This is a genomic window from Alphaproteobacteria bacterium (assembly GCA_005883305.1).
Lineage (GTDB): Bacteria > Pseudomonadota > Alphaproteobacteria > Sphingomonadales > Sphingomonadaceae > Allosphingosinicella.
In genome coordinates this window covers 918152-942094 of the sequence record VBAC01000001.1, presented here as the reverse complement: position 1 = coordinate 942094, position 23943 = coordinate 918152, and the positions used below count along the sequence as shown (strand labels likewise).

Sequence of the window (23943 nt, the reverse complement as noted above, 5' to 3'; positions counted from 1 at the left end):
CCTTAGATAAGGCGGGCGGACGTCGCGGGGACGTTCAGGTGCTGATAAGGAGGGGGGGCTTATTCTGTCCAGCGTGCAAAAGAGAGCGGGCCTGTTGCTCCTTCTGGGGGTGTCCGCGGCGGCGGTGATGGCGCAGACGGTGGAGACCGGCGCCAGGCAGTCCAGCACGACCCAGGCCTATCAGGCCTACCAGTCCGCCACGCCGAGCTATTCGAGCGGGATTGCGGCCGACATCGAGCGCTGGAGCGCGCTCCGGCAGACGGACAGCCTGCCCTTCTCATCCTATTCCAGCTTCCTGCTCTCGCACCGCGGCTGGCCGGGCGAGGCCGCGATGCGCCGCGCCGCCGAGCAGCGCTCCGCGACCGAAGCGGTGTCGCCGAGCGAGGCGCTTCGCTTCTTCACCGTCTTTCCGCCTCTGACCGCGGCCGGCCACGCCCAGATGGCCTTCGCGCTGCAGGCCGGCGGCCGGGCCGACGAGGCGCGGGCCGCGGCGCGCCGCGCCTGGACCTCCGGCGTCATGCCGGTCGAGCTCGAGCAGCGCCTGCTCGGCGCCTTCGGCAGCAGCTTCACCGCGAGCGACCACGATCAGCGGATGGACGTCCTGCTCGGCAATGGCGACAGCCAGAGCGCGGCGAGGGCCTTGGCCTGGGCTTCCCCCGTCAGGCGGCCGCTCTTTCAGGCGCGCCTCGCCCTGCAGACCCGAGCGCCCGATGCCGCCTCCCAGGCCGCGGCGCTCGACTCGGCCTCGCGCCGCGACGGCGGGCTGCTGCTCGATCAGGCGGTCTGGCTGCGCGCGACCAACCAGCCGGCGGCGGCGCGAAGCCTGCTCGCCTCGCGCGCGCGGCTCGATCGGCCGCTCGCAAGCCCGGCGCGCTATCTCGATACGGCGCTGACCCTGGCCCGCGGCGCGGCCAACGACAACCAGTGGACGCAGGTCTACGGCATCGCTTCCAAGGTCGACGACATCTACCCGGCGGGAACGGACGTCAGCGATCAGCCCTACGGCGAGCGCGACGATTATACGAGCCTGACCTGGCTCGGCGGCATGGCGGCCATGTTCCACCTCGGCCGGCCCGCCGACGCGGCGCGCCTGTTCGAGCTCTACGCCCGGGCTGCGCGCTCGCCGCAGACCCGGGCCAAGGGCTTTTACTGGGCCGCGCGCGCGGCCAACGCCGCCGGCAACCCGACCCAGGCGAGCGCTTGGCTCGAGCAGGCGGCGGCCAGCCCGGACCAGTTCTACGGCCAGCTCGCGCTGGAGCGGCTCGGCCGGCAGGTGACTCCGCCGCCGGTGCCCCTCCCCGTGGACCCCGCCGACCGCGCGGCCTTCGCCGCCCGCCCGCTAGCCCAGGCGGTCCGCTATCTCGGCTCGGTCGGCCGGCGCAGCGACCAGACTTTGTTCGTCCGCGCCCTCGCCGAGCAATTGCAGGACGACCGCGAGCGCGCGCTCGCCGGCGAGTTCGGCCGCTCGATCGGCCGGCTCGACGTCGGCGTCTGGGCGGCGCGAGAGGCGCGCACCGGCGGCGAGACCTTCTACGCCCGCTCCGCCTTTCCCGAAGTGACGATCCCGCCCGCTTACGCCCGCCACTGGGCGCTCGCCCACGGAATCATTCGCCAGGAAAGCTCGTTCGAGCGCACCGCCGTCTCAAACGCCGGCGCCCGCGGGCTGATGCAGCTGATGCCCGGGACGGCGCGGCAGACGGCAGGCCGGGTCGGCGTCCCCTACGAGCTCGGGCGGCTGACCGAGGATCCCGGCTACAACGTCCTGCTCGGCAGCCATTACGTTTCGCAGCTGATGGACGAATGGGGCGGCAACGCGGTGCTCGTCGCGGCGGCCTACAATGCCGGCAGCGGCAATGTGCGGCGCTGGCTGGCGGCGAACGGCGATCCGCGCTCGCCGGGTGCGGACGTGGTCCGCTGGATCGAGGAGATCCCCTTCTCGGAGACTCGCAACTACGTCCAGCGCGTGCTCGAGAACACGGTCGTCTACGATGTCATGAACCCCAATCGCGGAAGCGCGCCCGTCCGCAACCGGCTGACCTATTATCTTGGACAAAGCCCCCGCGGCTGATGGCGGAACGGCCGAACTACATCACTCCGGACGGCTATCGCCGGCTGCGCGAGGAATATGATTCGCTCTACGGCGTGGAGCGGCCGAAGCTGCTGGAGACGATCTCCTGGGCGGCGGCGAACGGCGACCGATCCGAGAATGCCGACTATCAATATGGCCGCAAGCGCCTTCGCGAGGTCGACCGGAGGATCAACTTCCTCGCCCGCCGGATGAAGGACGCCAAGGTCACCGATCCCGCGCGCCAGCCCGACAAGAGCCGGGCCTGGTTCGGCGCCACCGTTACGCTGGCCGACGAGGATGACAACGAGCGGATCGTGACTCTGGTGGGGGAGGACGAGGCCGACGCTTCGGCCGGACGAATCAGCTTCCATTCGCCGCTCGCCCGGGCGGTGCGCGGAGCGGCGGTCGGCGAGATCCGCCGGGCCGTCCTTCCCGGCGGTCCGCACGACTATGAGGTGCTGACGATCACCTACCCGTCGTGACCGGAGGCGGAGCCGGGGCGGGAACGGGCTCGCCGGTCGGCGCCGGAAGGTAGCGCCCGGCGCCCGAGACCAGGGCCGCCCTTATCTCCTCGTCGGTGATCGTCATGTCGCGATTCTGGTCGGCATAATGGCGGAACCAGATGTTGGCCCGCTGCGCGACATTCTCGCTGATCACTCCGTTGAAGGCGTCGTGGAAGCCCAGGGTCACGATCGCCCGGCCCTCGGTCGTCTCCCTCAGCCAGTCGTCGAGCACCGGCACTCCGGGGCCGCTCAGCTCGCCCGTATAGGGCTGGCGCGGCGCCTGCGGCGCCGGCGGGTGGTTCCACTGCGTGCCCTGATAGTAAATCGGGCCAGAGCCGTAATTGTAGCCGTTCGGGTAAACGTAGCCGTTGGGATAGGAATAGCCTGGCTCGTAATAGCCGTCATAGCCCCAGGCGCAGGCGGAAAGTCCGCATGCCGCCAGTCCGATCGAGAGCGCCTGCCGAAGCATCTCGTGCCTCCTTGTTCAGTGACGCCTCTTACCCCAATCCGGCGCTCAAGATGAGCCTTCAGCCCTTCGCCTTGCCGAGCATTTGTCTCATCTGTTCCATTTCGGGACTGGAGCGAGGGGGATCGGCGGGCAGAGCGGCCGCCAAAGTGTCCGCGACATGGGCCAGAGCGGCGATCCTGGCCGATTTCTTGCCGTTACCGTCGATCGCCTTCCACGGCGCCCAGCGGGTGTCGGTCTGGGCGAACATGTCGCCCAAAGCGGCGAGATAGTCGGCCCGCTTCTCGCGGTTGCGCAAATCCTCGGCGGTGACCTTCCACCTCTTCCACGGGTGATCGAGCCGCTTGCGGAAGCGCTCGTCCTGCTCCTCTTGCGTCACGTGGAAGAACAGCTTGACGACGGTCGTGCCGTCGTCGGTCAACTGGTGCTCGAGCTCGTTGATCTCGTCATAGGCGCGCCGCCATTCCCCGTCGCTGGCGAAGCCCTCGACCCGCTCGACCAGCACGCGCCCGTACCAAGAGCGGTCGAAGATCGCCATCTCCCCCGCTCTCGGCATGCGCCGCCAGAAGCGCCATAGGTAATGGTGGCATCGCTCCTCGTCGTTGGGCGCGGAGATGGGCCAGACCTTGTAGGTGCGCGGATCGCACGCCGCCGTCAGCCGCTGGATCGCCCCGCCCTTCCCGGCCGCGTCCCAGCCCTCGCAGACCAGCACCGCCTTTCGGCCGTGCACGTGGAGAGACACGAGCAGGCGCGAGATCCGCTCCTGCAGGTCTTCGAGCGCCTCTTCGTAATCGCCCTCGAACGGGGCGCCCTTCTCATAGTCCGACAGGTCGATCGCCATCGGACGAGAGTAGCAGCGCGCTTATTCGGGCGCCACGACCTTGGCCGGATCCTTCGCGGCTGTCCCGGAAGGGGGCACAAGGCGGATGTGGAGCTCGCGCAGCTGCTTGGGAGTCACCTCGCCCGGCGCGTTCATCATCAGGTCCTCGGCCTTCTGGTTCATGGGGAACAGCACGACCTCGCGGATGTTGGGCTCGCCCGCGATCAGCATTACGATCCGGTCGATTCCCGGCGCCGAGCCTCCGTGCGGCGGAGCGCCGAACTTGAAGGCGTTGATCATGCCCGAGAAATTGGTGTCGACGTCTTCCTGCGAATAGCCGGCCAGTCCGAATGCCTTGTACATGATGTCCGGCCGGTGGTTGCGGATCGCCCCCGAGGAGAGCTCCACGCCATTGCAGACGATGTCGTACTGGAAGGCGAGGATTTCCAAGGGATCCTTGCTCTCCAGCGCCTCCAGCCCGCCCTGCGGCATCGAGAAGGGATTGTGGCTGAAGTCGATCTTCTTCGCCTCCTCGTCATATTCGTACATCGGGAAATCGACGATCCAGCAGAATTTGAACGCATTCTCCTCGATCAGCCCAAGCTCCTCACCGACCCGGGTGCGCGCCGCGCCGGCGAGCTTCGCCGCCTGGTCGGCCTTGCCCGCCGCGAAGAAAATGCCGTCGTCGGGTCCGAGGCCGAGCTCGGCGATCAGCTTGCGGGTCGCTTCCTCGCCATGGTTCTTGGCGATCGGGCCGCCAGGCTCCCCGCCCTTCTGGGTGATGTAGCCTAGGCCCGCATGGCCTTCGCTTCGCGCCCAGTCGTTCATGTCGTCGAAGAACTTGCGACTCTTTTCCGCCGTGCCCGGCGCCGGAATGGCCCGAACGACTCCGCCGCCTTCCACGATGCGGGCGAACAGGCCGAAGCCCGAGCCCGCGAAATGCGTCGAGACGTCGGAGATAAGGATCGGGTTGCGCAGGTCCGGCTTGTCCGAGCCGTATTTGAGCATCGCCTCGCGATAGGGAATGCGCGGGAACTCGCCGGCGGGGGTCACGCTCTTGCCGTCCGCGAACTCCTCGAACACCCCGGCGAGCACCGGCTCGATCGCCTCGAACACATCGTCTTGCGTCACGTAGCTCATCTCGAAATCGAGCTGGTAGAATTCGCCCGGGCTGCGGTCGGCGCGGGCGTCCTCGTCGCGGAAGCAGGGGGCGATCTGGAAATAGCGGTCGAAGCCGGCGACCATGATCAGCTGCTTGAACATCTGCGGCGCCTGGGGGAGCGCGTAGAACTTTCCCGGATGGACCCGGCTCGGAACGAGATAGTCGCGAGCGCCCTCGGGGCTGGAGGCGGTGAGGATCGGCGTCTGGAACTCGGTGAAGCCCTGCTCGATCATCCGCCGGCGGATCGAGGCGATCACCTGGCTGCGCAGAACGATATTGGCGTGCAGCCGCTCCCGGCGAAGGTCGAGATAGCGGTAACGGAGGCGAATCTCCTCCGGATATTCCTGATCGCCGAACACGGGCAGCGGCAGCTCCTGCGCGGCGGACTGAACCGCGACCTCGTCCGCGTGGATCTCGATCTGCCCGGTTGGGAGGTTCGGGTTCACCGCCTCGGCCGCGCGGCGGACGACTTTGCCGGTGACGGTCACCACCGATTCGATGCGTAGGCCCTCGAGCGTCTTGAACGCGGCGTCCTCGACGTCGGTGACGATTTGCGTGATCCCATAATGGTCGCGCAGGTCGACGAAGAGGAGATTTCCGTGGTCGCGCTTGCGATGCACCCAGCCCGACAGCCTGACCGTCTCGCCCACCTCGGTTTCGCGGAGCTGGCCGCAAGTGTGTGTCCGGTAGGCGTGCATGATGGATCGCTTTCTTGGGGCATTAAGTGGGGAAAAGGATGTGGTGCGCGCTTCGCGTCACCGAAGGCGCTTTGTCAAGCGCGGAGCCGCCCGCAAGGCAACGCCAAGCGTTGCCCTTGCGAATCCCTGGTGACGCGATTTCCGAGCCGCCGGGTGTTTCCACCCGGCTCGAAATCGCTCTATGAGGGCCGCCACATGCACATCCACCCGCTCATCACCGAGTCCGAGTCCCTCGAAAAACTGTGCGAACGGCTCGCCCGCTCCGAATTCGTCGCGGTCGACACCGAGTTCATGCGCGAGAACACCTATTGGCCGGAGCTTTGCCTGATCCAGGTCGCCAATAGCGAGGAAGCGGCGGCGATCGATCCGATGGCCGACGGCATCGATCTCACCCCGCTGCTCAACCTGATGGTCAACAACGAGCATGTGCTCAAGATCTTCCACGCCGGCGGGCAGGATATCGAGATCATCTTCAACCTCACCGGCGGCACGCCCCATCCCTTGTTCGACACGCAGGTCGCGGCGATGGCGCTCGGCCTCGGCGAACAGGTCGGCTATTCGAACCTCGTCGAGAGCCTGCTCGGCCACGGCATCGACAAGGGCGCGCGCTTCACCGATTGGGCCCGCCGCCCGCTCGACAAGCGCCAGATCGACTATGCGATCGGCGACGTCACCCATCTCGCCGATCTCTTCCCCAGGATGCTCGAGCGGCTGCGGAAGACCGGGCGCGGCGCCTGGCTCGACCAGGAGATGGAGCGGATTGCCGATCCCGCCAATTACATCAACGATCCCGCTCTCGCCTGGAAAAGGGTGAAGATCCAGACCCGCCGGGCCGATGCGCTCGGCCGACTGAAGGCGCTCGCCGCCTGGCGCGAGATCGAGGCGCGGGGCAAGAATTTGCCGCGTGGGCGGATCATGAAGGACGAGACTCTCGCCGACATCGCCATGCACCCGCCCGCGAGCCAGGAGGCGCTGGGCAACGTGCGCGGCCTTTCGGCGGCGTGGCGGGCGAACGACATAGGCGCCCGGATGATGGAAGCGCTGGCCAATGCCGACGCGCTTCCCGCGTCGGAGCTTCCGCCGCGCGAGGAGCGCGGGCCGGGCCTCGGCCGCGAGGGCGCTCTGGTCGCCGACCTGCTCAAGCTGCTGCTCAAGATCCGCGCGCGGGAAAGCAATGTCGCCCCGCGACTCGTCTGCCGCTCTGAGGAGTTGGAGATGCTCGCCGCGGGCCGCCGCGAGGGGCTGCAGATACTCGAAGGCTGGCGCTTCGAGGAATTCGGCCGAGACGCTCTCGACCTGGTCGAGGGCCGGCTCGCCTTCGCCATCCGGGGCGGCAAGCTGGTGATGACCCGGACCGAGCAGGAACTCGAAGCCTAGCGGCCGAGCCCCGCCGCGACGCGGGCATTGGCCTCGATCCCGGACCAATCCTTGGCTTCCAGCAGCGCGTCGGTGACGATCCAGCTCGCCCCGACGCTCAGCACGTTCGGCAAGGCCAGGAAGTCGGACGCGTTGTCGGGCGTGATCCCGCCCGTGACGCAGAGGGAAACCTGCGGGAACGGCCCGGCGAGGGCCTTGATCGTCGCCGTCCCCAGCGGCGCCCCGGGGAAGAATTTAAGGCAGTCGAAGCCCCGTTCCAGGCTCTGCATGATCTCCCCGGAAGTGGCTACGCCGGGGAGATAGGCGATGCCGCGCTCCGCCGCCGCGTCGAGCAGCGCCGGGGAAAATCCCGGAGAGATGAAGAAGCTCGCGCCGGCGTCGGCCGCGGCGTCGAGATCGCTCGGATTGAGGATCGTGCCCGCGCCGGTGGCGATCTCTGGCACCTCCGCCGCCATGTGCCGGATCGCGTCGAGCGCGGGGGGCGTGCGCAGCGTGATCTCGGCAATGTGGATGCCTCCGGCGAACAATGCCCGGGCCATCGGCACCGCGTCGTCTGCATCGGCGATGCGGATCACGGGAATGACGGGCGCGGCGGCGAGCAGGGAGCGGATGGCGGTCATTGCTCAGCTGCGTAGCATCTTGGACCGGTGAATCCACTTCCGTTCGTCCCGAGCGAAGTCGAGGGACCCAGCCGAGCGAAGCCGAGGCTCTTCATCTCGCTTCGCTCGATAGGGTGTCTCGACTTCGCTCGACACGAACGGGTGGAGGACTCCCTCTCAAACCCTACCCCACCGCCATCTCAGCGCGGAGCTCCATTTCCGCGGCGAGGACTTTGAAGCGACGCTCGACCGCTTCCCCGAGCAGGGCCGAGTCGCGCTTCTTCACGGACAGGCGCAGCACATCGCCCTCGCGCGACAGCCGGCTTCGCTCGAGGCAGGCCGCGACGCCGCCGCTGAGCCTTTGCGCGAGCCGCATCGCCAGCCCCCAATGGGCCGCGCGGCGAAGCTTCTCCGGGCTGCACAGCGCGGCGATCGCCGGATAGGGCAAATCGCGCGCGCCGCCGAAGTTGCAGAACAGGGCCTGGGCGAGCATCACCCGCCCCGGCGCGTCGATCGCCACCCAATTGCCGTGCAGCGCCATGTCGACGCCGCGTTCGGCGCGGAAATCCGGGTGGGCGGCCCAGCCGATGTCGGCGAGCAGGCAGGCGGCGAGCCTCAGGCGCGCCATCTTCGGCTTGTCGTCGAACACCGGCGCGATCCACGAGTCGAGCAGCTCGCCATGCTGCTCGAAACGCCCCAGGCCGACCCCGGCCTCCCGCGCCGCCTCGATCAGCGGGTCGAGCCTGCGCTGCTTCGGATCGAGCGCGTCGTAGAGGAGTCCCTCGCGAATGCCGAAGCTGGAGACGATCAGGGTGCCCGGAGCGAGCGCGCCCACGAGCGCCTGAAGCAGCCGGGCCGCGTTGGGCAGAGTCGGGAAACGGGACAGCGAGATCGACGGGATGTCGCGAACGCTCGCTTTGTCGATCCGCGCCAGAGCGGAGAGGAGGTCGGCCGGCCGGTCGATCGGTATTTGGTGCTCATGCGTGATCGGCAGCGGATGGCGGGTCAGCGCCATCTCCAGCCGGGCGAGCGTTCGCCAGCTCCCGCCGACCAGATAGAAGGGGCGCCCGGCCGCCGCACCGGCGAAGCCCGCGCCCGCAACCGCCTTGGCGATTTTTTTGGCAAAGCTCGCTTCGCCCTTGGCTGCGAAAGCGTCGAGCCGAAGCACGCCGAGCGGGAGCGAGGCGCTTCGCCCGACCTTGCCGTCCGCGACCTCGGCCAGCTCGAGGCTGCCGCCGCCGAGATCGCCGACGATCCCGTCGGCGTCGGGGATTCCCGAGAGCACCCCCTGCCCGGCCTGCCGCCCTTCCTCTTCACCCGACAGGATGATCGGATCGAAGCCGAGCGCGCGCACCCGGCCGAGAAATTCGTCACCGTTCGAGGCCTCGCGCACGGCCGCGGTCGCGACGGTGCGGGTGCGCACGACCCCCATTCGCCCGACCAGCGACTGGAACCGATCGAGCGCCGCGAGCGCGCGCTCAGCGGCGGGCGCGGCGATTTCCCCGACGTCGCGGCCGAGGCCGGCCAAGACCTTCTCGTTGAAGATGATCGAAGGAATGCGCTTGGCCCCCGAATAGACGACCAGGCGCACCGAGTTCGATCCGATGTCGACGATCGCGACCGGTTGCTCCGCGAACATGCGCGCTGCCTAAGGCTGCTCGCGGGGGATGGTCAGCTTGCGCGGCCTCGCCTCGCCCGACTGAAGCGCCGCGCCGCGACCGGAGAGCGAGGGGTTGGTCATGAAATAATGGTGGAGGTTGAACGGTTTCTCGCCGGGCGCCGGAGCGATCCGGGTCGAGCTTCCGTCGGGGTTGAGCCGCCAGCTCTGCTCGGTGTCGATGATGTTGGCGACCATCACCTGGTCGACGATCTGGGCGTGGACCGTGTCGTTGAGGATCGGCAGCGCATATTCGACCCGACGGTCGAAGTTGCGCGGCATCCAGTCGGCCGAGCTGATGTAGACCTTCGCGCCGTCATTGGGCAGCGCGTCGCCATTGCCGAAGCACCAGATTCGGCTGTGTTCGAGGAAGCGGCCGACGATCGATTTGACGCTGATATTCTCGCTTAGCCCCGGAACGCCTGGGCGGAGGCAGCAAATGCCGCGGATGACGAGATCGACATCAACCCCGGCGGCGCTCGCCTCGTAGAGTTTGTCGATGATCGCGGGATCGACCAGCGAGTTGAGCTTGGCCCAGATACCCGCCTCGCGCCCGGCCCGGGCATTGGCGATCTCGCGGTCGATATGGTCGCACAGATCGTCGCGCATGTTGTGCGGCGACATGGCGATCAGCTTCAGGTCGCGGGGCTCGATATAGCCGGTGATGTAGTTGAAGATGTGGCTGACGTCGTGGCCGACTCGCGGATCGGCGGTGAAGAAGCTCAAGTCGGTGTAAACCCGCGCGGTCACCGGATGATAATTGCCGGTGCCGAGGTGGATATAGGTGCGGTAGCTCCCCTCCTCGCGCCGAACGACCATCGACATCTTGGCGTGAGTCTTCCACTCGATGAAGCCGTAGACGACCTGGACTCCGGCGCGCTCCAGAGCGCTCGCCCACATCAGGTTCTGCTCCTCGTCGAACCGGGCCTTGAGCTCGACCACCGCCGTGACCGACTTTCCGGCTTCGGCGGCGGCGATCAGCGCGTTGATCACCGCGCTCTGCTTGCCCGCCCGGTAGAGCGTCTGCTTGATCGCCACGACATCGGGATCAGCCGCCGCCTGGCGCAGGAAGGCGAGGACGACGTCGAAGCTCTCGTAGGGGTGGTGGACGACGATGTCCTTGGCCCGGATCGCGGCGAAGCAATCCCCGCCATATTCGCGGATCCGCTCGGGAAAGCGCGGCGTGAAGGGCGGGAACTTGAGGTCGGGCCGGTCCTCCTCGACCAAAGCCGCGAGGTCGGCGATGCCGAGGAAGCCGGTCGATTCGTAGACCAGGGCCTCGCTCGCATCGAGGCCCTCGCGGACCAAAGCTTCCAGCGTGTCGGAAATCTCTTCCTCGAGCTTGAGGCGGATCACCCGGCCGCGGCGGCGCCGCTTCAAGGCGGTGCGGTAGAAGCGCACCAGATCCTCGGCCTCCTCCTCGATCTCGATATCGCTGTCGCGGATGATCCGGAAGGCGCCGCCGCCGAGCAGGACGTAGCCGGGGAAGATGACGTCGATCTGGCGCCGGATCACGGTCTCGATCGTCACGTAGCGGGCCTGCTCGCCCGGCAGGCGGATGAAGCGGGGCAGCGTCTGCGGCACCATCAAGAGCTCGCGGATCGGCTCGCCGTCGGAGATTCGCTTGAGGTCGAAGATCAGCGAGAAGCCGCGATTGGGGATGAACGGGAAGGGATGCGCCGGATCGATCGCCTGCGGAGTCAGGACCGGGAAGATATGGTCCTCGAAATGGCGGTCGAGCCATTGGTCCTCGTCCGGGCTGATCTCCTCGGACCCGATCACCGCGAGGCCGGCTGCGCGCAGAGCGGCCCGCAACTGGGTCCAGACCTCCTGCTGCGCCGCCGTCAGCGCGTTCGCTTCCTCGGCGATCGCAGCGAGCTGCTGCGACGGAGTCAGCCCGTCGTCCGACAATTCCTCGACACCGGCGAGCTGCTGGCCCTTGAGCCCCGCCACTCGGACCATGAAGAACTCGTCGATATTGCTTCCGGAGATGGACAGGAACCGCAGCCGCTCGAGCAGCGGATGGGCTTCGTTGCACGCCTCCTCGAGAACGCGCCGGTTGAACGCCAGCCAGGAAAGCTCGCGGTTGAAATAGGGCGATGCCCCCGAATCTCCCTGCGTCGGAAGCTCGGCGTCGTTGGCGGCAACGGCGGCAATCGCATTCATCAACCGGTCCTTCGTGCGCGTCCGATCACCCCCGCCTCGTCGAGCGCGCGCTTGGCGAGCGGGACGGTCATCCTACGATGGTGCGAGAGCATGACGCGATCGAGAATATCCACGACCCTCATAACAGAAATGTAGGAACGTTCGATCCTGGGCACGAGAAAGTCCGCAACCTCCTGCGGCGCGGCGATTCCGCGATCGCCCAGAAGCTTGACGATCAGCTGCCCGATCAGAGCGTCGTCCGGCGGCGCGATCTCGACCTGCGGAGTCGCCGCGAGGCGCGATCGAAGGTCCGGGAGCTGGATCTTCCATTGCGGCGGAGGGCAGTCGGCGAGGATCAGCAGCGGCCTGCGCAGCTCCTGGGCCTCATTCCAGGCGTGGAAGAGCGCTTCCTCCTCATGATCCTCGGCATCGTCGAACAGGCGCCCTCCGGTCTTGCGGACAAAGATCCGGCCAAGCAGGCTTCGGCCGGACTTTCGCGGGCCCGTCACCAGGGTGGCCATGACCGGCCACAGCGACCAGCGGGTCAGGTGCTCGAAGACGGTGCGGTTGGCGTCGGAAAGGAGGAAATCCTCCTCCTTGTCGGCCACCGGCCAGGCGAACGGAAGCGCGATCTGGTTCACCCGGGACGCCTCCCCGCTCAGCGCGAGATCCTCAAGCTGTTGCCGCTCGCCTGGACCTGCCAGCCCTGCGCCTGGAGCGCGGCCTGGAGCGCGGCGGAGTCGCCGACGAACGTCACCCGCATCGTCGAGCTTCCGCCGAGCGCGAGGCTGGTGGTGATCGCCGAAGTGACTCCGTTGACCCGGCTGACCGATATCTCGGCCTGCTGCACCGCCGCCGCATCGGGCGTCGGCACCTGGATGTTGAAGGTCGTCGTCTGTCCCGCCGGGACCTGCTGGCCCATGTCTTCGGCGACCTGCTCCGTCTCCTCCACCGGCAAGGGCGGAAGCGGCGGCTGGAGGATGACCAGGCTCGGATCGGGCCGCAGAAGGCCGCTGTCCAGGGCCTGGGTATAGAGGATGTCGAGCCGCCTCACCCCTTCGGCGAGCATCTGCGGAATCTCGGCGCTGTTTCGCGCGGTCAGCGTGAACCGGCCGATCAGCACATTGTCCGGCCCGTAGCGGGCGCTGAACACGCCCATAGCCGGCCCGCCCGGATAGGCGCGGCGCAGGTCGACTTCGGGAACGACGATGTCCGCCGCGCCATATTGGTCGAGCAGCATCCGCCACCAGCCGCGGCCGCGGCGCTTCGTCTGCCCCATGTTGAGCACCAGCGGATCGACCCCGGCGCCCGAGGGCCGGACATAGTCGATCGCGCTGCCCGCGGTGCGGAACTGCGCCCAGGCGCGCTGCCATTCGTTGCGGAACTCGAAGCTGTAGGCCGACGAGCCGGTGACCATTACCGGGATCACCAGCATCGGCGCCGATCGGCGCGCAAGCCCCTGGACGCCGAGCATCTGCCCGGTGCGGGCGCGATCGAACTGGACTCCCAGGCGGGCGATGTAGCGGTTCGGCCCGATCTGCTCCTGCTCGATGATGATTCCGGAGACGATGTTGTTCAGCACGCTGTCGGTCAGCACCGGCGCTTCGGACAGCGGGCGGCGGTGCGTGCGCGCCCAGAGCATCCGCCAGCCGAGCGACTGCGCCCGCCGCCACCCCTCGATCCGGGCCTTTTCGGCATTCTCGGCGCTGACGTCGACGTCGACGCCCATGATCTCGAAATTGCTCGTGCTGTCGACCGGCGGAATGCCCCGCTCCGAGCCCTCGAGCTGGGCGTAGAGCATCCCGGCCCCCACCAGGAGAGCGGCGACAGCGGGAATCACGAAGGCGAGCGGGCGGCGAGCGAACGTCACGCGCGTCTTTTGGCGAGTTGGCCGTGGAAATCCAAGCGGCTTGTGGCTAGCGGTGCCTCATGACATCCCCTCCCCGCTCATCCTGAGGAGGACTGAGCCCGGCGAAGGCCCGTCTCGAAGGATCCTTCGAGACGCCGTTTCGACAGGCTCAACGGCTCCTCAGGATGAGCGATTGGGGGATGGAACGCGAAGGGCGAGAATTTGAGCGAAGAGGAATCCTACACCTACGCCAAGGCCGGCGTCGACATCGCCGCCGGCAATGCGCTGGTGAAGGCGATCGGGCCGCTCGCGAAGTCCACCGCGCGCGCAGGCGCCGACGCTTCCCTCGGCGGCTTCGGCGGCTTCTTCGATCTCAAGGCCGCGGGCTACGAGGACCCGCTGCTGGTCGCCGCCAATGACGGAGTCGGCACCAAGCTCAAGCTCGCGATCGACAGCGATCGCCACGAAGGCGTCGGCATCGACCTGGTCGCCATGTGCGCCAACGATCTGATCGTCCAAGGCGCCGAGCCGCTTTTCTTCCTCGATTACTTCGCCACCGGGAAGCTCGACCCGGCAGTCGCCGAGGCGGTGATCGCTTCGATCGCCGACGGCTGCCGCCAGGCCGGCTGCGCCCTGATCGGCGGCGAGACGGCGGAGATGCCGGGCATGTACGCGCCCGGCGACTATGACCTCGCCGGCTTTTGCGTCGGCGCGGTCGAGCGCGGCGAGGCGCTGACCGGGGACAAGGTGAAGGCCGGTGACGTCATTCTCGGCCTGGCGTCGTCGGGCATTCACTCCAACGGCTTCAGCCTGGTCCGCCGTCTCGCCGCCGACAAGGGATGGAAGCTCGACCGCCCGGCCTTGTTCGATCAGGAGACGCTGCTGATCGACGCCCTGCTCGCCCCGACACGAATCTACGTGCGCTCGCTGCTGCCGGTGATCCGCGAGGGGAAGATCGCCGCGCTCGCCCACATCACCGGCGGCGGCCTGCTCGAGAACATCCCGCGCATCCTGCCCGATGGCCTCCATGCCGTCGTCGACGCCGATGCCTGGCCCCAGCCGCGGCTGATGGCCTTCCTCCAGGCGCAGGGCAATATCGAGCCGGGCGAATTCGCGCGCACCTTCAATTGCGGGATCGGCATGGCTCTGATCGTCTGCGACGAAAATATGAAGACCGTCTCGCAATCGCTTGAGGAAGCTGGAGAGACCGTGTTCGGAATCGGCCGCGTGGAGGCCGGCCCGAAGGGCTGCACGGTGACCGGCTCCGCAGAGACCTGGAGCGCCTGCAAGAACTGGACCGCGACTCACAATGGCTGACCGCGTTCGCGTTGCCGTCCTGCTCTCTGGGCGCGGCACGAACATGCTCGCATTGGCGGAATACAGGCGTCGCGATCCCGAGCGGAATTATGAGATCGCTCTTGTCCTCTCCAATGTGCCCGCCGCGCGCGGGCTGGTGCTGGCCAAGCGTCTGGGGATCAAAACCTGGTCGAAGAGCCATCAGGGCCTGACCCGGGAGGCGTTCGACGCCGAAATCGACTCGGCGCTGATCGAGCATGGCATCGAGCTGGTCGCGCTTGCCGGCTATATGCGACTTCTTTCCCGCGAGTTCGTCGAGAAATGGGACGGGCGGATCCTCAACGTCCACCCCTCGCTCCTCCCGCTTCACAAGGGTCTCGACACCCATCGCCGGGCGATCCTGGCCGGCGACGAATATGCGGGCTGCTCGGTCCACCTGGTCACCGCCGACCTCGACTCCGGCCCGGTCCTCGCCCAGGCCAGGGTCAAGATCCTCCCGCGCGACGACCCCGACAGCCTCGCCGCGCGCGTACTTGAGGCCGAGCACGCGCTCTACCCGCTCGCGCTCGACGAATATTGCCGGGCGCTGCGCGATGGTGAAGAAGACGGCGAATGACGATTGAAGAGACCAGGGCCGAGGCCGAGAAGGCCGCGACTCGCCGCCGGTGGATCAACCTCGCCGAGATCGTCGCCGTCGCCGGCCTGCTGATCTCCGGCCTGGCGCTGTGGAACAGCTATCGGGACCGCACGGTCGACGAGAGCGAGAAGGCCTCGGAGCGAACGCAGGCTGAGGCCGAGGCCCGAACCATGGTCCTTCGCGGAACGGCGGACGGCGAGGGCGAGCGTCTGAGCCTGGCCCCGGCCGATTCCGAGCAGACCATCCAGGGCCAGCGGATCGTCTTTCCGACGGCCTTGGCGGTGGCGCCGATGGAGACGCTGGCCGATCCCCGCATCGAGGCCGCCTGGTTCCGGCGGCAAATTCTGCAGGCCGTCGAGGGCGACGGCCGCGAGGACCGCCGGTTGCCGGTGGCGATCACCACCCGCTTCTACCGCGACGGCGCCTTGCTCAGCGATACCGCGGTCTATTATCTCGTCTACCGGATCAAGGGCGGCGGCCTGCTCGAAGGCCGCAAGCTTCGCCTGCGCGGCCTCTCCCGCGCCCAGACGGCCGACCCGGCCGCGGCGCGACGACGGATCGACGCGCTCTGGCCGGGCTCAGGGCGTTAGCCGACGATCTCTTCAGGCTTGAAGAAGAAGGCGATCTCGATCTCGGCATTTTCCGGGCTGTCCGAGCCGTGGACGCTGTTCGCCTCGATCGATTCGGCGTGGACCTTGCGGATCGTGCCCTCGTCGGCATTCTCCGGGTTGGTCGCGCCCATGATCTCGCGGTTGCGGGCAACCGCGTCCTCGCCCTCGAGCACCTGGACGACGACCGGGCCCGAGGTCATGAACGCGACGAGGTCGTTGAAGAACGGCCGCTCGCGGTGGACTCCGTAGAAGCCCTCGGCCTGCTCCCTGGTCATCCGGATACGCTTCGAGGCGACGACCCGAAGCCCGCCATCCTCCAGCATCTTTGTGACCGCGCCGGTCAGGTTGCGCCGGGTGGCGTCGGGCTTGATGATCGAAAAGGTGCGTGTCGTGGCCATGGCCCGCTGAAGCTCCGTTTAATGAGGGTGGGATTTGGCGCGCTCTCTAGGGAGCGCGCGCCATCAGGGCAAGCGCCCTACCCTTCGTGATTGTCCGCCACGTAGCGGTCGAGCAGCGCCACGCCGTAGCCGGTCGCGCCCTTGTCGTAGAGATGGCTCGCCTTCTCCGACCAGACCATTCCGGCGATGTCGAGATGGGCCCATTTGACGCCCTCCTCGACGAACCGGCCGAGGAAGCAGGCGGCGGTGATCGATCCGCCCTCTCGGCTAGCGCTGTTGCGCATGTCCGCGATCTGGCTGTCCATGATCTTGTTGTAGTCGTCGTTCATCGGCATCCGCCACAGCTTGTCGCCGGTCGCAGCTCCCGCGGCGTCGAGGCCGGCAGCGAGGCCGTCGTCATTGGCGAACATGCCGCCATATTCGTGGCCGAGGCTGATGATCATCGCGCCCGTGAGCGTGGCGAGATCGACCATCACCTCGGGCTTGTAGGCGCCCTGCGCCCAGGTCATGGCGTCGGCGAGAACCAGGCGGCCTTCGGCGTCGGTGTTGATCACCTCGATCGTCTGGCCGGACATCGACGTCACGACGTCCCCGGGGCGCTGGGCGTTGCCGTCCGGCATGTTCTCGGCCAGCGCGCAGACGCACACGACATTGGCCTTGGCCTTACGCGTGGCGAGCGCCTTCATCAGGCCGGTGACCGCGCCGGCGCCGCCCATGTCCCACTTCATCGCTTCCATGCCGAGCGCGGGCTTGATGGAGATGCCGCCGGTGTCGAAGGTGATGCCCTTGCCGATGAACACGACCGGCGCCTTGCCCGCCGGGCCGCCGTTCCAGCGCATCGCGAGCAGCCGCGGCGGCCTGACCGAGCCCTGGCCGACGCCGAGCAGCGCGCCCATGCCGAGCTTGGCCATCGCCTTTTCGTCGAGCACCTCGAATTCCACGCCGAGGCCTTCGAGCGCCTCGCGGGCGCGGGCGATGAAGCTTTCGGGGTAGATCACGTTGGCCGGTTCGGTGACCAGGGTCCGGGTGAGATCGAGGCCGTCGAGCAAGGCGGCGAAACGAGTCCAGCCCGCCTCGGCCCCGTCGGCGCCGACCAGGACGAGCTCCTCGAGCGTGGGCTTCTGCTTTCGGCCGAGCTTGGTGCGGTAGATGTCGTAGCGCCAGCTGCGCGCGGCGGCGCCATGAGCGAGTCGGGCCGCTTCCTCGGCGGTCAGGCCGCTCCCTGTGACGTCGACGACGAGCTTCGTCTCGCCCGAGGTCAGCAACCGCGCGGTCAGCGCTCCCCCGGCCTTCTCGTAGAGGCCCGGCGCGGCGGGATCGCTGCCCAGGCCGACCGCGAGCAGCCGGCGGACGCTTTCGCCCTCGCTGGCGAAGGCTTCGGCGATCGCCCCGGCCTCGCGCTCGAAGCGTTGGGCGTCGGCCGCCCGAGCGAGCAGCGCCCGCGCCGCCTCGTCGAGCCCGCCGAGCCGGTCCGCCACATTCTCCTCGCCCCGCACGGGCACGGCCAGCGCATAGGCGCCCGACGGGCGCGACGCGGCGAAACTGACTTTGATCACTGACGATCTCCTGAGAGGATCACGTGCCATTGCAGGGAGCGGCGTCCGGTGCAATAGGCTGGGCCGTCGCCCGGGGCAGAGCTGCATTTTTGTGAAGAGATTTCAATCGATCTGCTGGACCGCGCTGCCGCTGCTGCTGGCCTGCGCGCCCTGCCAGGCGCTGGGGCAGACTCTCGACGCGCAGGACGAGGCGCCGCCATCGCCGGCCCCAACGCTCGACCTGACCCCACCGACTATCGAGGAGCCGGCCGAGGTCGCCTTCAGCGCCGACCAGCTCGTCTATGAAGAGACGAGCGACACGGTCACCGCGTCGGGCGAGGTGCGGATGACCCGCGAGGGCTACCGCCTGCGCGCGGACAGCGTCAGCTGGGACCGCCGAAGCGGCGAGGTGCGCGCCAATGGCGACGTTCGCATCGTCAGCCCCGAAGGCGACACCGCTTATGCCGACAGCGTCCAGCTCGAGGACACGCTGAAGGACGGCGTCGTGCAGAACATGTTGCTGGTGCTCGCCGACGGCGGGCGGCTCGCGGCGACAGAGGCGCGGCGGGTCAACGGCTACACGACGCTCTACCGCGCGGCCTACACGCCCTGCGCAGTGGTCTCGCCGGACGGCTGTCCGAAGAACCCGACCTGGCAGATCAACGCCGTCCGGGTGACCCACGATCCGGTGCGCCACAGAATCTCCTACCAGGGCGCGACTCTCAACCTTCTCGGCGTTCCGATCATCGGCCTGCCCGGCCTGTCGCACCCCGACGGCAGCGAGGGGGCGGGAGGGAGCGGATTCCTCGTCCCCGAGATTCGCTACGGCCGCCGCAACGGGCTCGAGCTCAGCGTCCCCTATTACATCCGCTTCGCGCCCAACCGCGACCTCACGGTGACCCCGCACGTCTTCACCGGCGTCCTGCCGATGCTCGAGGCGCAATATCGCCAGCTCCTCCCGATCGGCGCGTTCCAGATCCACGGCTATCTTACCTATGGCTCGCGCCTCCAGCTCGATCCCCTCGCCTCCCCGGCCTTGAGCGAGGACAAGGGAATCCGCGGCTATATCGAGGGCAGCGGCCGGTTCATCCTCAGCCCCGATTGGAGCGTGACCTTCTCGGGCCGCTACGCGACCGACCGGACGTTCATGCGCCGCTACGACATCTCGCGCGACGATCGTCTGCGCTCGGTCGCCGATTTCGAGCGGATCACCGTCGACAGCTACGTCTCGATCGCCGGCTGGGCGTTCGAGGGGCTGAGGCTCACCGACGTCGCCGGAACCCAGCCGATCGCCCTGCCCGCCATCGACGCGCGCTGGCGGATCGCAGACCCCGTTCTCGGCGGACGGATCGAGCTCCAGGTCAACAGCCTGGCGATCATGCGGCCCGAGGGGCAGGACAGCCAGCGCGCCTTCGCCGCGGCGCACTGGGAGCGGCGGATGATCGCTCCTCTCGGGCTCGAGCTGGTCACCACGGCTTATGCCCGCGGCGACGTCTATCATGCCAGCGACACGGCGCTGACCCAAACCCTCATCTATCGCGGCCGCGAAGGATGGAGCGGCCGCTTCATCGGCGCGGCCGCCGCCGATCTGCGCTGGCCGCTGATCGGCACCTTTATCGGCGGCATCCAGCGGCTCACGCCGCGCCTCCAGTTCGTCGCCTCGCCGCCGACCGAAAATCTCGACATTCCGAACGAGGACGCGCGCTCGGTCGATCTCGAGGATTCCAACCTGTTCGCGCTCAACCGCTTCCCGGGCTACGACCGCTGGGAGGACGGCGTTCGCCTGACCTACGGCGCGGATTGGGATTTCGAGCTGCCCGGGATCCAGGTCAGCACCACCATCGGCCAAAGCTATCGCCTCAACAACCGGGCGACGATCCTTCCCCCCGGCACCGGCCTGTCCGACCGCTTCTCGGATTTCGTCGGCCGCACCACCGTCCAGGTCGGGCGCATGGTCAATTTCGTTCACCGCTTCCGAATCGACAAGGACACGTTCGCGCTGCGCCGCAACGAGATCGACGCCACCGTCGGCGGCCGGCGCACTTATGCGACGATCGGCTATCTCCGGCTCGACCGGGACATCGATCCGGCGATCGAGGATCTGCGCGACCGCGAGGAGATCCGCTTCGGCGGCCGGGTCAGCTTCGCCCGCTACTGGTCGATCTTCGGCTCGACCGTGATCGACCTCACCAGCCGGCGCGAGGATCCGCTTTCGATCGCCGATGGCTTCGATCCGATCCGCCACCGGCTCGGCATTTCCTACGACGACGATTGCATCGAGCTCGGCTTCACCTGGCGGCGCGACTATGAGACCAGCGGCGACGCGCGCCGGGGCGACACCTTCCTCATCCGGGTGGCGCTTCGCAATTTGGGGCGCTAGAGGGCGCTGGAGAGCGCCGCAAATCCGCTAAGCTGCGGTTCACATAAATTTGGGCAGGGCGTGGGGCCTGCATTCATTGGAGGAATGATGAAGCTCGGTTGGTTTCCAAGGGCAGCGATCGTGCTGATCGCGCCGCTGCTGTCGATAGTCGCGGCGGCGCAGAGCGGAGCGCCTCAGGGCCAGCTCGACATTCCCGGCAACATCCAGTTCGTCGGCAAGCAGGAGCCCGGCGTCCGCAAGGCGACCGCGGTGGTCAATGGCGAGGTCATCACCGGAAGCGACATCGATCATCGCCTCGCGCTGGTCGTCGCTTCCAGCCAGGCCCGAATCCCGCCCGAGGAGCTCGAGCGGGTCCGCGCCCAGATCCTTCGCAACCTGATCGACGAAACGCTGCAGATCCAGGCCGCGACGCAGCAGGAGATCACGATCGCGCAGCACGACATCGATGAATATTACGCCCGCTTCGCGCAGAGCTTCCGCCGCACGCCGGAGCAGTTCAGCGCCTATCTGCGCTCGATCGGATCGTCCGAAAGTTCGCTCAAGCGCCAGATCCACGGCGAGCTCGCCTGGCAGCGACTCCAGCGCCGCCAGATCGAGCCGTTCGTGACCGTGGGCGAAGACGAGGTGCGCGCGGTGATCGAGCGTTTGAATGCCGAGCGCGGCACCGCCGAATATCGAGTCGCCGAAATCTTCATGTCGTCGACGCCGGAAACCGCCGCCCAGGTCCAGCAGAATGCCGCGCGGATCCTCCAGCAGCTTCGCGGCGGGGCCTCGTTCGCTGCCTACGCCCGCCAATATTCCGAGGCCTCGACCGCGGCGGTCGGCGGCGACCTCGGCTGGGTCCGTGCGGGACAGCTTCCCGACGAACTCGCGGCGGTCGTGCGCCAGATGCCGGTCGGCGCGTTCAGCGATCCGATCCCGGTGCCCGGTGGCATCTCGATCGTAGCCCTGGTCGACACGCGCCAGATCCTCGTCGCGGATCCCCGCGATGCGGTTCTCAGCCTCACCCAGATTTCGCTCGACCTTCCCGCCGGCGCGACCGACGCTCAGATCCAGGCCAAGGTCCAGCAGCTCGGCGCGGCCGTTCAGGCCATGCACGGCTGCGGCGGCGCGGCAGCGACCGCCCGGACGCTCGGCGGCGAAGTCCTCGTCAACGATTCGGTTCGGGTCCGCGAGCTCCCCGCGGCGCTTCAGCCCATGCTGCTCGGCCTCAGCGTCGGCCAGGCGACGACGGTCTTCGGCTCGCGCGAGCGGATCAGCAGCCTCGTCCTGTGCGGCCGCGACGATCCGGCGCCGGTCGCCGGCCCCAATGCCGCCGATATTCAGCGCCAGATCGAAGAGGAGCGCGTCAACCGGCGCGCCCAGCGCTACCTGCGCGATCTTCGCCGCGACGCGGTCATCGATTATCGCTGAGGAGGCCGATATGCCTCTTGCCGTCGCGCTGGGCGATCCGGCGGGGATCGGACCCGAGGTCATCGCCAAAAGCTGGGAGTCGCGCCGCAGCCGCGCCGTGCCGCCCTTCTTTGCGGTCGGCAGCGTCTCGGCGGTGAGGGCGGTGTGGAACGGCCCGATCGCGGTGATCGACGATCCGGGCGAAGCGATCGCGGCCTTTGAGACGGCGCTTCCGATCCTGCGCGTCAAATCGGACACCGAGGTGGTCCCGGGCCGTCCCGACCTCGAGGGCGCGCGCAATTCGCTCGACGCGCTCGAGTTCGCGGTGGGGCTGACCCGCGCCGGCTCCGCCTCGGGGCTCGTCACGGGCCCCGTCTCCAAGGCCCAGCTTTACGCGATCGGCTTCGTCCATCCGGGCCAGACCGAGTTCGTCGCCGAGCGCTGCGGCGTTGCGAGCGAGCTGGTGGCGATGATGCTGATGGGCCCCAGCCTCAAGGTCATCCCGGTTACCACCCACATCCCCTTGCGCGAGGTCACCGAGCTGCTGAGCGTCGAGCGGATCGTAGCCAAGGGGCGCGCCGCGATCCGCGGCCTCCAGCGCCAGTTCGGAATCGCATCCCCTCGCCTCGCCGTCGCCGGCCTCAACCCCCATGCGGGCGAGGACGGGACTCTGGGGCGCGAGGAGATCGAGATCGTCGCTCCGGCGGTCGAGCGGCTTCGCGAGGAGGGTTATGACGCAACCGGCCCGCATGCTCCCGACATCATGTTCAGCGCCCAGCGGCGCCCCACCTACGATGCGGCGCTGTGCATGTATCACGATCAGGGGCTGATCCCCCTGAAGACCCTCCATTTCGACGAAGGCGTCAACGTCACCCTCGGCCTTCCGATCGTCCGAACGTCGCCCGATCACGGCACGGCCTTCGATATCGCGGGCAGCGACTCGGCGGACCCGGGCGCAATGATCGCCGCGATCCGCACCGCGGGCGAATGCGCGCGCCGGCTCGCCGAGGCGTGACCCTGCCGCCGCTGCGCGAGGTCATAGCGCGCCACGGTCTCAGCGCGTCGAAAGCGCTCGGCCAGAATTTCCTTCTCGACGAGCAGCTTCTCGACCGGATCGCGAGGGTTCCCGGCCCGCTGGAAGGCGAGACGGTCTACGAAGTGGGACCGGGGCCTGGCGGACTTACGCGGGCGCTGTTGCGCGCCGGAGCCAGGGTGATCGCCGTCGAGCGCGACCGGCGCTGCCTGCCCGCCTTGGCCGAGCTCGGCGAAGCTTTCGAAGGGCGGCTGGAGGCGATCGAGGGCGACGCGCTCGAGGTCGAGGCCCCCGCCGGAGCGCACATCGTCGCCAACCTTCCCTACAATGTCGGCACCGCCTTGCTGGTGCGCTGGCTCGGCGGGGAAGCCTGGCCGCCGCGCTGGAAATCGCTCACCTTGATGTTCCAGCAGGAGGTGGCGGAGCGGATCGTCGCCAGGCCGGACACCTCCGCCTACGGCCGGCTCGCCGTCCTCGCCCAATGGCGGAGCCATGCGAAGCTGGCGCTGAAGGTCCACCGCTCGGCCTTCGTGCCCCCGCCCAAGGTGATGTCGGCCGTGGTGCACATCGTGCCGGCAGAGCATCCGAAGGGCGTGAAGCCGGGCACGCTCGAGGCCATCACGGGCGCGGCCTTCGGCCAGCGGCGCAAGATGCTTCGCCGCTCGCTGGCGGGCCTGCCCGGCGCGGTGGAGGCGCTCGAAACCCTCGGGATCAACTCCGAGCGGCGAGCGGAGACACTCACCGTCGCCGATTTCGTCAGCCTGGCGCGGCTGCTCAGTTAGGCCGCGGGGTCGGCGTCGCGGGCGGGGCGCCCTGCTCGGGGCGCTGGGCGGCCAGCACGTCCGCCGGCGGGCCGCGCTGGATCACCGCCGCCAGCTGCTGCGCCTGCGGGCAGGCATTGCGACCGCACAGCGTCTGCACCCGCTGGAGATTGCGCCGCGCGCGCTCCACCGCGCCGCGCTGCACATAGGCCTCGCCCTGTCCCGCCAGCGCGTTGACGTCGTTGGGCTCCATCCGCAGCGCATCCGCGTAGTAGCGCACCGCCTTGCCGGGGAGCCGCTGCGCCTGCGCGACGCGGCCGAGGGCGACATAGGCGCCTCGGTTGCGCGGATCGACGGCCAGCGCGGTCTCCAGCAAATCGTTGGCGACGTCGAGATGGCCGGCGCTGGTCTGCGCCTGCGCCTGCTCGACCAGCGCGGAGGAGCGGGGATCGATCTGGTCGTCGGGGCGCTGGCCCTGGCCGGCGCTGGCCATGGTCGCCGCCGCGATCGCGGCCGAAAGGACAATCGGCGTAAGGCGCATCACAAACTCCATCTT

21 protein-coding genes are annotated in these 23943 nt (G+C 68.2%); 10 read left to right on the top strand and 11 right to left on the bottom strand.

Annotated features, from left to right (window positions below; all coding sequences use genetic code 11):
* Nucleotides 1-64 precede the first annotated feature (64 nt).
* Together E6G92_04680 and greB are read left to right on the top strand one after the other, a co-directional pair.
* The gene (locus E6G92_04680; GenBank protein ID TMJ19108.1) at nt 65-2068 is read left to right on the top strand and encodes a lytic transglycosylase domain-containing protein; all 2004 of its coding nucleotides are present in this window, start codon (nt 65-67) and stop codon (nt 2066-2068) included.
* Nucleotides 2068-2550 carry a transcription elongation factor GreB gene (greB, locus tag E6G92_04675; GenBank protein ID TMJ19107.1) on the top strand — a complete coding sequence of 161 codons (483 nt, stop codon included), beginning with the start codon at nt 2068-2070 and terminating at the stop codon, nt 2548-2550. The genes E6G92_04680 and greB overlap by 1 nt, the downstream gene beginning before the upstream one ends.
* Here greB and E6G92_04670 read toward each other — a convergent pair.
* The 3 genes from E6G92_04670 to aspS are packed head-to-tail and all read right to left on the bottom strand — an operon-like array spanning nt 2534 to nt 5720.
* Entirely contained in the window at nt 2534-3040 is a 507-nt protein-coding gene (locus E6G92_04670; GenBank protein TMJ19106.1) for a hypothetical protein, read from the bottom strand. The two genes, greB and E6G92_04670, sit on opposite strands and share 17 nt — an antisense overlap.
* Nucleotides 3041-3098: 58 nt before the next feature.
* Complete coding sequence (locus E6G92_04665) at nt 3099-3878, bottom strand: polyphosphate kinase (GenBank protein ID TMJ19105.1); 780 nt, start codon at nt 3876-3878, stop codon at nt 3099-3101.
* 21 nt (nt 3879-3899) lie between these two features.
* A complete protein-coding gene (gene aspS / locus E6G92_04660; GenBank protein TMJ19104.1) occupies nt 3900-5720 on the bottom strand; it encodes an aspartate--tRNA ligase in 1821 nt (606 codons plus the stop codon).
* A gap of 192 nt (nt 5721-5912) precedes the next feature.
* Here aspS and rnd point away from each other — a divergent pair, with 192 nt between their 5' ends.
* Nucleotides 5913-7094 (top strand): ribonuclease D, encoded by a 1182-nt coding sequence (gene rnd / locus E6G92_04655; GenBank protein TMJ20711.1) that lies wholly within the window; start codon nt 5913-5915, stop codon nt 7092-7094.
* Here the strand turns inward: rnd and eda are convergent.
* The 5 genes from eda to E6G92_04630 form a co-directional block, all read right to left on the bottom strand.
* Nucleotides 7091-7714 (bottom strand): bifunctional 4-hydroxy-2-oxoglutarate aldolase/2-dehydro-3-deoxy-phosphogluconate aldolase, encoded by a 624-nt coding sequence (gene eda, locus E6G92_04650; protein TMJ19103.1) that lies wholly within the window; start codon nt 7712-7714, stop codon nt 7091-7093. The two genes, rnd and eda, sit on opposite strands and share 4 nt — an antisense overlap.
* A 163-nt stretch (nt 7715-7877) precedes the next feature.
* On the bottom strand, nt 7878-9332 hold the full coding sequence (locus E6G92_04645) for a Ppx/GppA family phosphatase (protein ID TMJ19102.1): 1455 nt from the start codon (nt 9330-9332) through the stop codon (nt 7878-7880).
* 9 nt (nt 9333-9341) lie between these two features.
* Nucleotides 9342-11516 (bottom strand): RNA degradosome polyphosphate kinase, encoded by a 2175-nt coding sequence (locus E6G92_04640; protein ID TMJ19101.1) that lies wholly within the window; start codon nt 11514-11516, stop codon nt 9342-9344.
* Nucleotides 11516-12136: a chromosomal replication initiator DnaA gene (locus tag E6G92_04635; protein ID TMJ19100.1), complete on the bottom strand. Its 621-nt coding sequence runs from the start codon at nt 12134-12136 to the stop codon at nt 11516-11518. Before E6G92_04635 ends, E6G92_04640 begins: the two co-directional genes overlap by 1 nt.
* A 17-nt stretch (nt 12137-12153) precedes the next feature.
* Nucleotides 12154-13365 (bottom strand): heavy-metal-associated domain-containing protein, encoded by a 1212-nt coding sequence (locus tag E6G92_04630; GenBank protein ID TMJ19099.1) that lies wholly within the window; start codon nt 13363-13365, stop codon nt 12154-12156.
* 201 nt (nt 13366-13566) lie between these two features.
* On the opposite strand from E6G92_04630, the gene E6G92_04625 reads away from it, so the two are divergent.
* The 3 genes from E6G92_04625 to E6G92_04615 are packed head-to-tail and all read left to right on the top strand — an operon-like array spanning nt 13567 to nt 15867.
* Nucleotides 13567-14661 (top strand): phosphoribosylformylglycinamidine cyclo-ligase, encoded by a 1095-nt coding sequence (locus E6G92_04625; protein ID TMJ19098.1) that lies wholly within the window; start codon nt 13567-13569, stop codon nt 14659-14661.
* A complete protein-coding gene (locus tag E6G92_04620; protein ID TMJ19097.1) occupies nt 14654-15256 on the top strand; it encodes a phosphoribosylglycinamide formyltransferase in 603 nt (200 codons plus the stop codon). The genes E6G92_04625 and E6G92_04620 overlap by 8 nt, the downstream gene beginning before the upstream one ends.
* A complete protein-coding gene (locus E6G92_04615; GenBank protein TMJ19096.1) occupies nt 15253-15867 on the top strand; it encodes a hypothetical protein in 615 nt (204 codons plus the stop codon). Before E6G92_04620 ends, E6G92_04615 begins: the two co-directional genes overlap by 4 nt.
* Here the strand turns inward: E6G92_04615 and E6G92_04610 are convergent.
* On the bottom strand, nt 15864-16286 hold the full coding sequence (locus tag E6G92_04610; protein TMJ19095.1) for a nucleoside-diphosphate kinase: 423 nt from the start codon (nt 16284-16286) through the stop codon (nt 15864-15866). The genes E6G92_04615 and E6G92_04610 overlap by 4 nt on opposite strands.
* A gap of 77 nt (nt 16287-16363) precedes the next feature.
* A complete protein-coding gene (locus tag E6G92_04605; protein ID TMJ20710.1) occupies nt 16364-17839 on the bottom strand; it encodes a leucyl aminopeptidase in 1476 nt (491 codons plus the stop codon).
* Nucleotides 17840-18167: 328 nt separating this feature from the next.
* Between E6G92_04605 and E6G92_04600 the strand changes: the two genes are divergently transcribed.
* From E6G92_04600 to rsmA, 4 genes are all read left to right on the top strand, one after another.
* Complete coding sequence (locus tag E6G92_04600) at nt 18168-20201, top strand: LPS-assembly protein LptD (protein TMJ20709.1); 2034 nt, start codon at nt 18168-18170, stop codon at nt 20199-20201.
* Between the two features lie 84 nt (nt 20202-20285).
* Nucleotides 20286-21614 carry a peptidylprolyl isomerase gene (locus tag E6G92_04595; GenBank protein TMJ19094.1) on the top strand — a complete coding sequence of 443 codons (1329 nt, stop codon included), beginning with the start codon at nt 20286-20288 and terminating at the stop codon, nt 21612-21614.
* On the top strand, nt 21511-22608 hold the full coding sequence (gene pdxA / locus E6G92_04590; protein TMJ19093.1) for a 4-hydroxythreonine-4-phosphate dehydrogenase PdxA: 1098 nt from the start codon (nt 21511-21513) through the stop codon (nt 22606-22608). The genes E6G92_04595 and pdxA overlap by 104 nt, the downstream gene beginning before the upstream one ends.
* Complete coding sequence (gene rsmA / locus E6G92_04585; protein ID TMJ19092.1) at nt 22581-23408, top strand: 16S rRNA (adenine(1518)-N(6)/adenine(1519)-N(6))-dimethyltransferase RsmA; 828 nt, start codon at nt 22581-22583, stop codon at nt 23406-23408. Before pdxA ends, rsmA begins: the two co-directional genes overlap by 28 nt.
* Here the strand turns inward: rsmA and E6G92_04580 are convergent.
* A complete protein-coding gene (locus E6G92_04580; protein TMJ19091.1) occupies nt 23401-23928 on the bottom strand; it encodes a hypothetical protein in 528 nt (175 codons plus the stop codon). The genes rsmA and E6G92_04580 overlap by 8 nt on opposite strands.
* Between the last annotated feature and the right edge of the window lie 15 nt (nt 23929-23943).

What these genes read in the sequence shown, in the direction of transcription:
- E6G92_04600 (TMJ20709.1), top strand. Translation starts at nt 18,168, where the DNA reads ATGACCCGCGAGGGCTACCGCCTGCGCGCGGACAGCGTCAGCTGGGAC.
- E6G92_04615 (TMJ19096.1), top strand. Translation starts at nt 15,253, where the DNA reads ATGACGATTGAAGAGACCAGGGCCGAGGCCGAGAAGGCCGCGACTCGC.
- pdxA (TMJ19093.1), top strand. Translation starts at nt 21,511, where the DNA reads ATGCCGCCGATATTCAGCGCCAGATCGAAGAGGAGCGCGTCAACCGGC.
- E6G92_04670 (TMJ19106.1), bottom strand. Translation starts at nt 3,040, where the DNA reads ATGCTTCGGCAGGCGCTCTCGATCGGACTGGCGGCATGCGGACTTTCC.
- eda (TMJ19103.1), bottom strand. Translation starts at nt 7,714, where the DNA reads ATGACCGCCATCCGCTCCCTGCTCGCCGCCGCGCCCGTCATTCCCGTG.
- E6G92_04580 (TMJ19091.1), bottom strand. Translation starts at nt 23,928, where the DNA reads ATGCGCCTTACGCCGATTGTCCTTTCGGCCGCGATCGCGGCGGCGACC.
- E6G92_04665 (TMJ19105.1), bottom strand. Translation starts at nt 3,878, where the DNA reads ATGGCGATCGACCTGTCGGACTATGAGAAGGGCGCCCCGTTCGAGGGC.
- rsmA (TMJ19092.1), top strand. Translation starts at nt 22,581, where the DNA reads ATGCGCGCGCCGGCTCGCCGAGGCGTGACCCTGCCGCCGCTGCGCGAG.
- E6G92_04645 (TMJ19102.1), bottom strand. Translation starts at nt 9,332, where the DNA reads ATGTTCGCGGAGCAACCGGTCGCGATCGTCGACATCGGATCGAACTCG.
- rnd (TMJ20711.1), top strand. Translation starts at nt 5,913, where the DNA reads ATGCACATCCACCCGCTCATCACCGAGTCCGAGTCCCTCGAAAAACTG.
- E6G92_04620 (TMJ19097.1), top strand. Translation starts at nt 14,654, where the DNA reads ATGGCTGACCGCGTTCGCGTTGCCGTCCTGCTCTCTGGGCGCGGCACG.
- E6G92_04595 (TMJ19094.1), top strand. Translation starts at nt 20,286, where the DNA reads ATGATGAAGCTCGGTTGGTTTCCAAGGGCAGCGATCGTGCTGATCGCG.
- E6G92_04640 (TMJ19101.1), bottom strand. Translation starts at nt 11,516, where the DNA reads ATGAATGCGATTGCCGCCGTTGCCGCCAACGACGCCGAGCTTCCGACG.
- greB (TMJ19107.1), top strand. Translation starts at nt 2,068, where the DNA reads ATGGCGGAACGGCCGAACTACATCACTCCGGACGGCTATCGCCGGCTG.
- E6G92_04610 (TMJ19095.1), bottom strand. Translation starts at nt 16,286, where the DNA reads ATGGCCACGACACGCACCTTTTCGATCATCAAGCCCGACGCCACCCGG.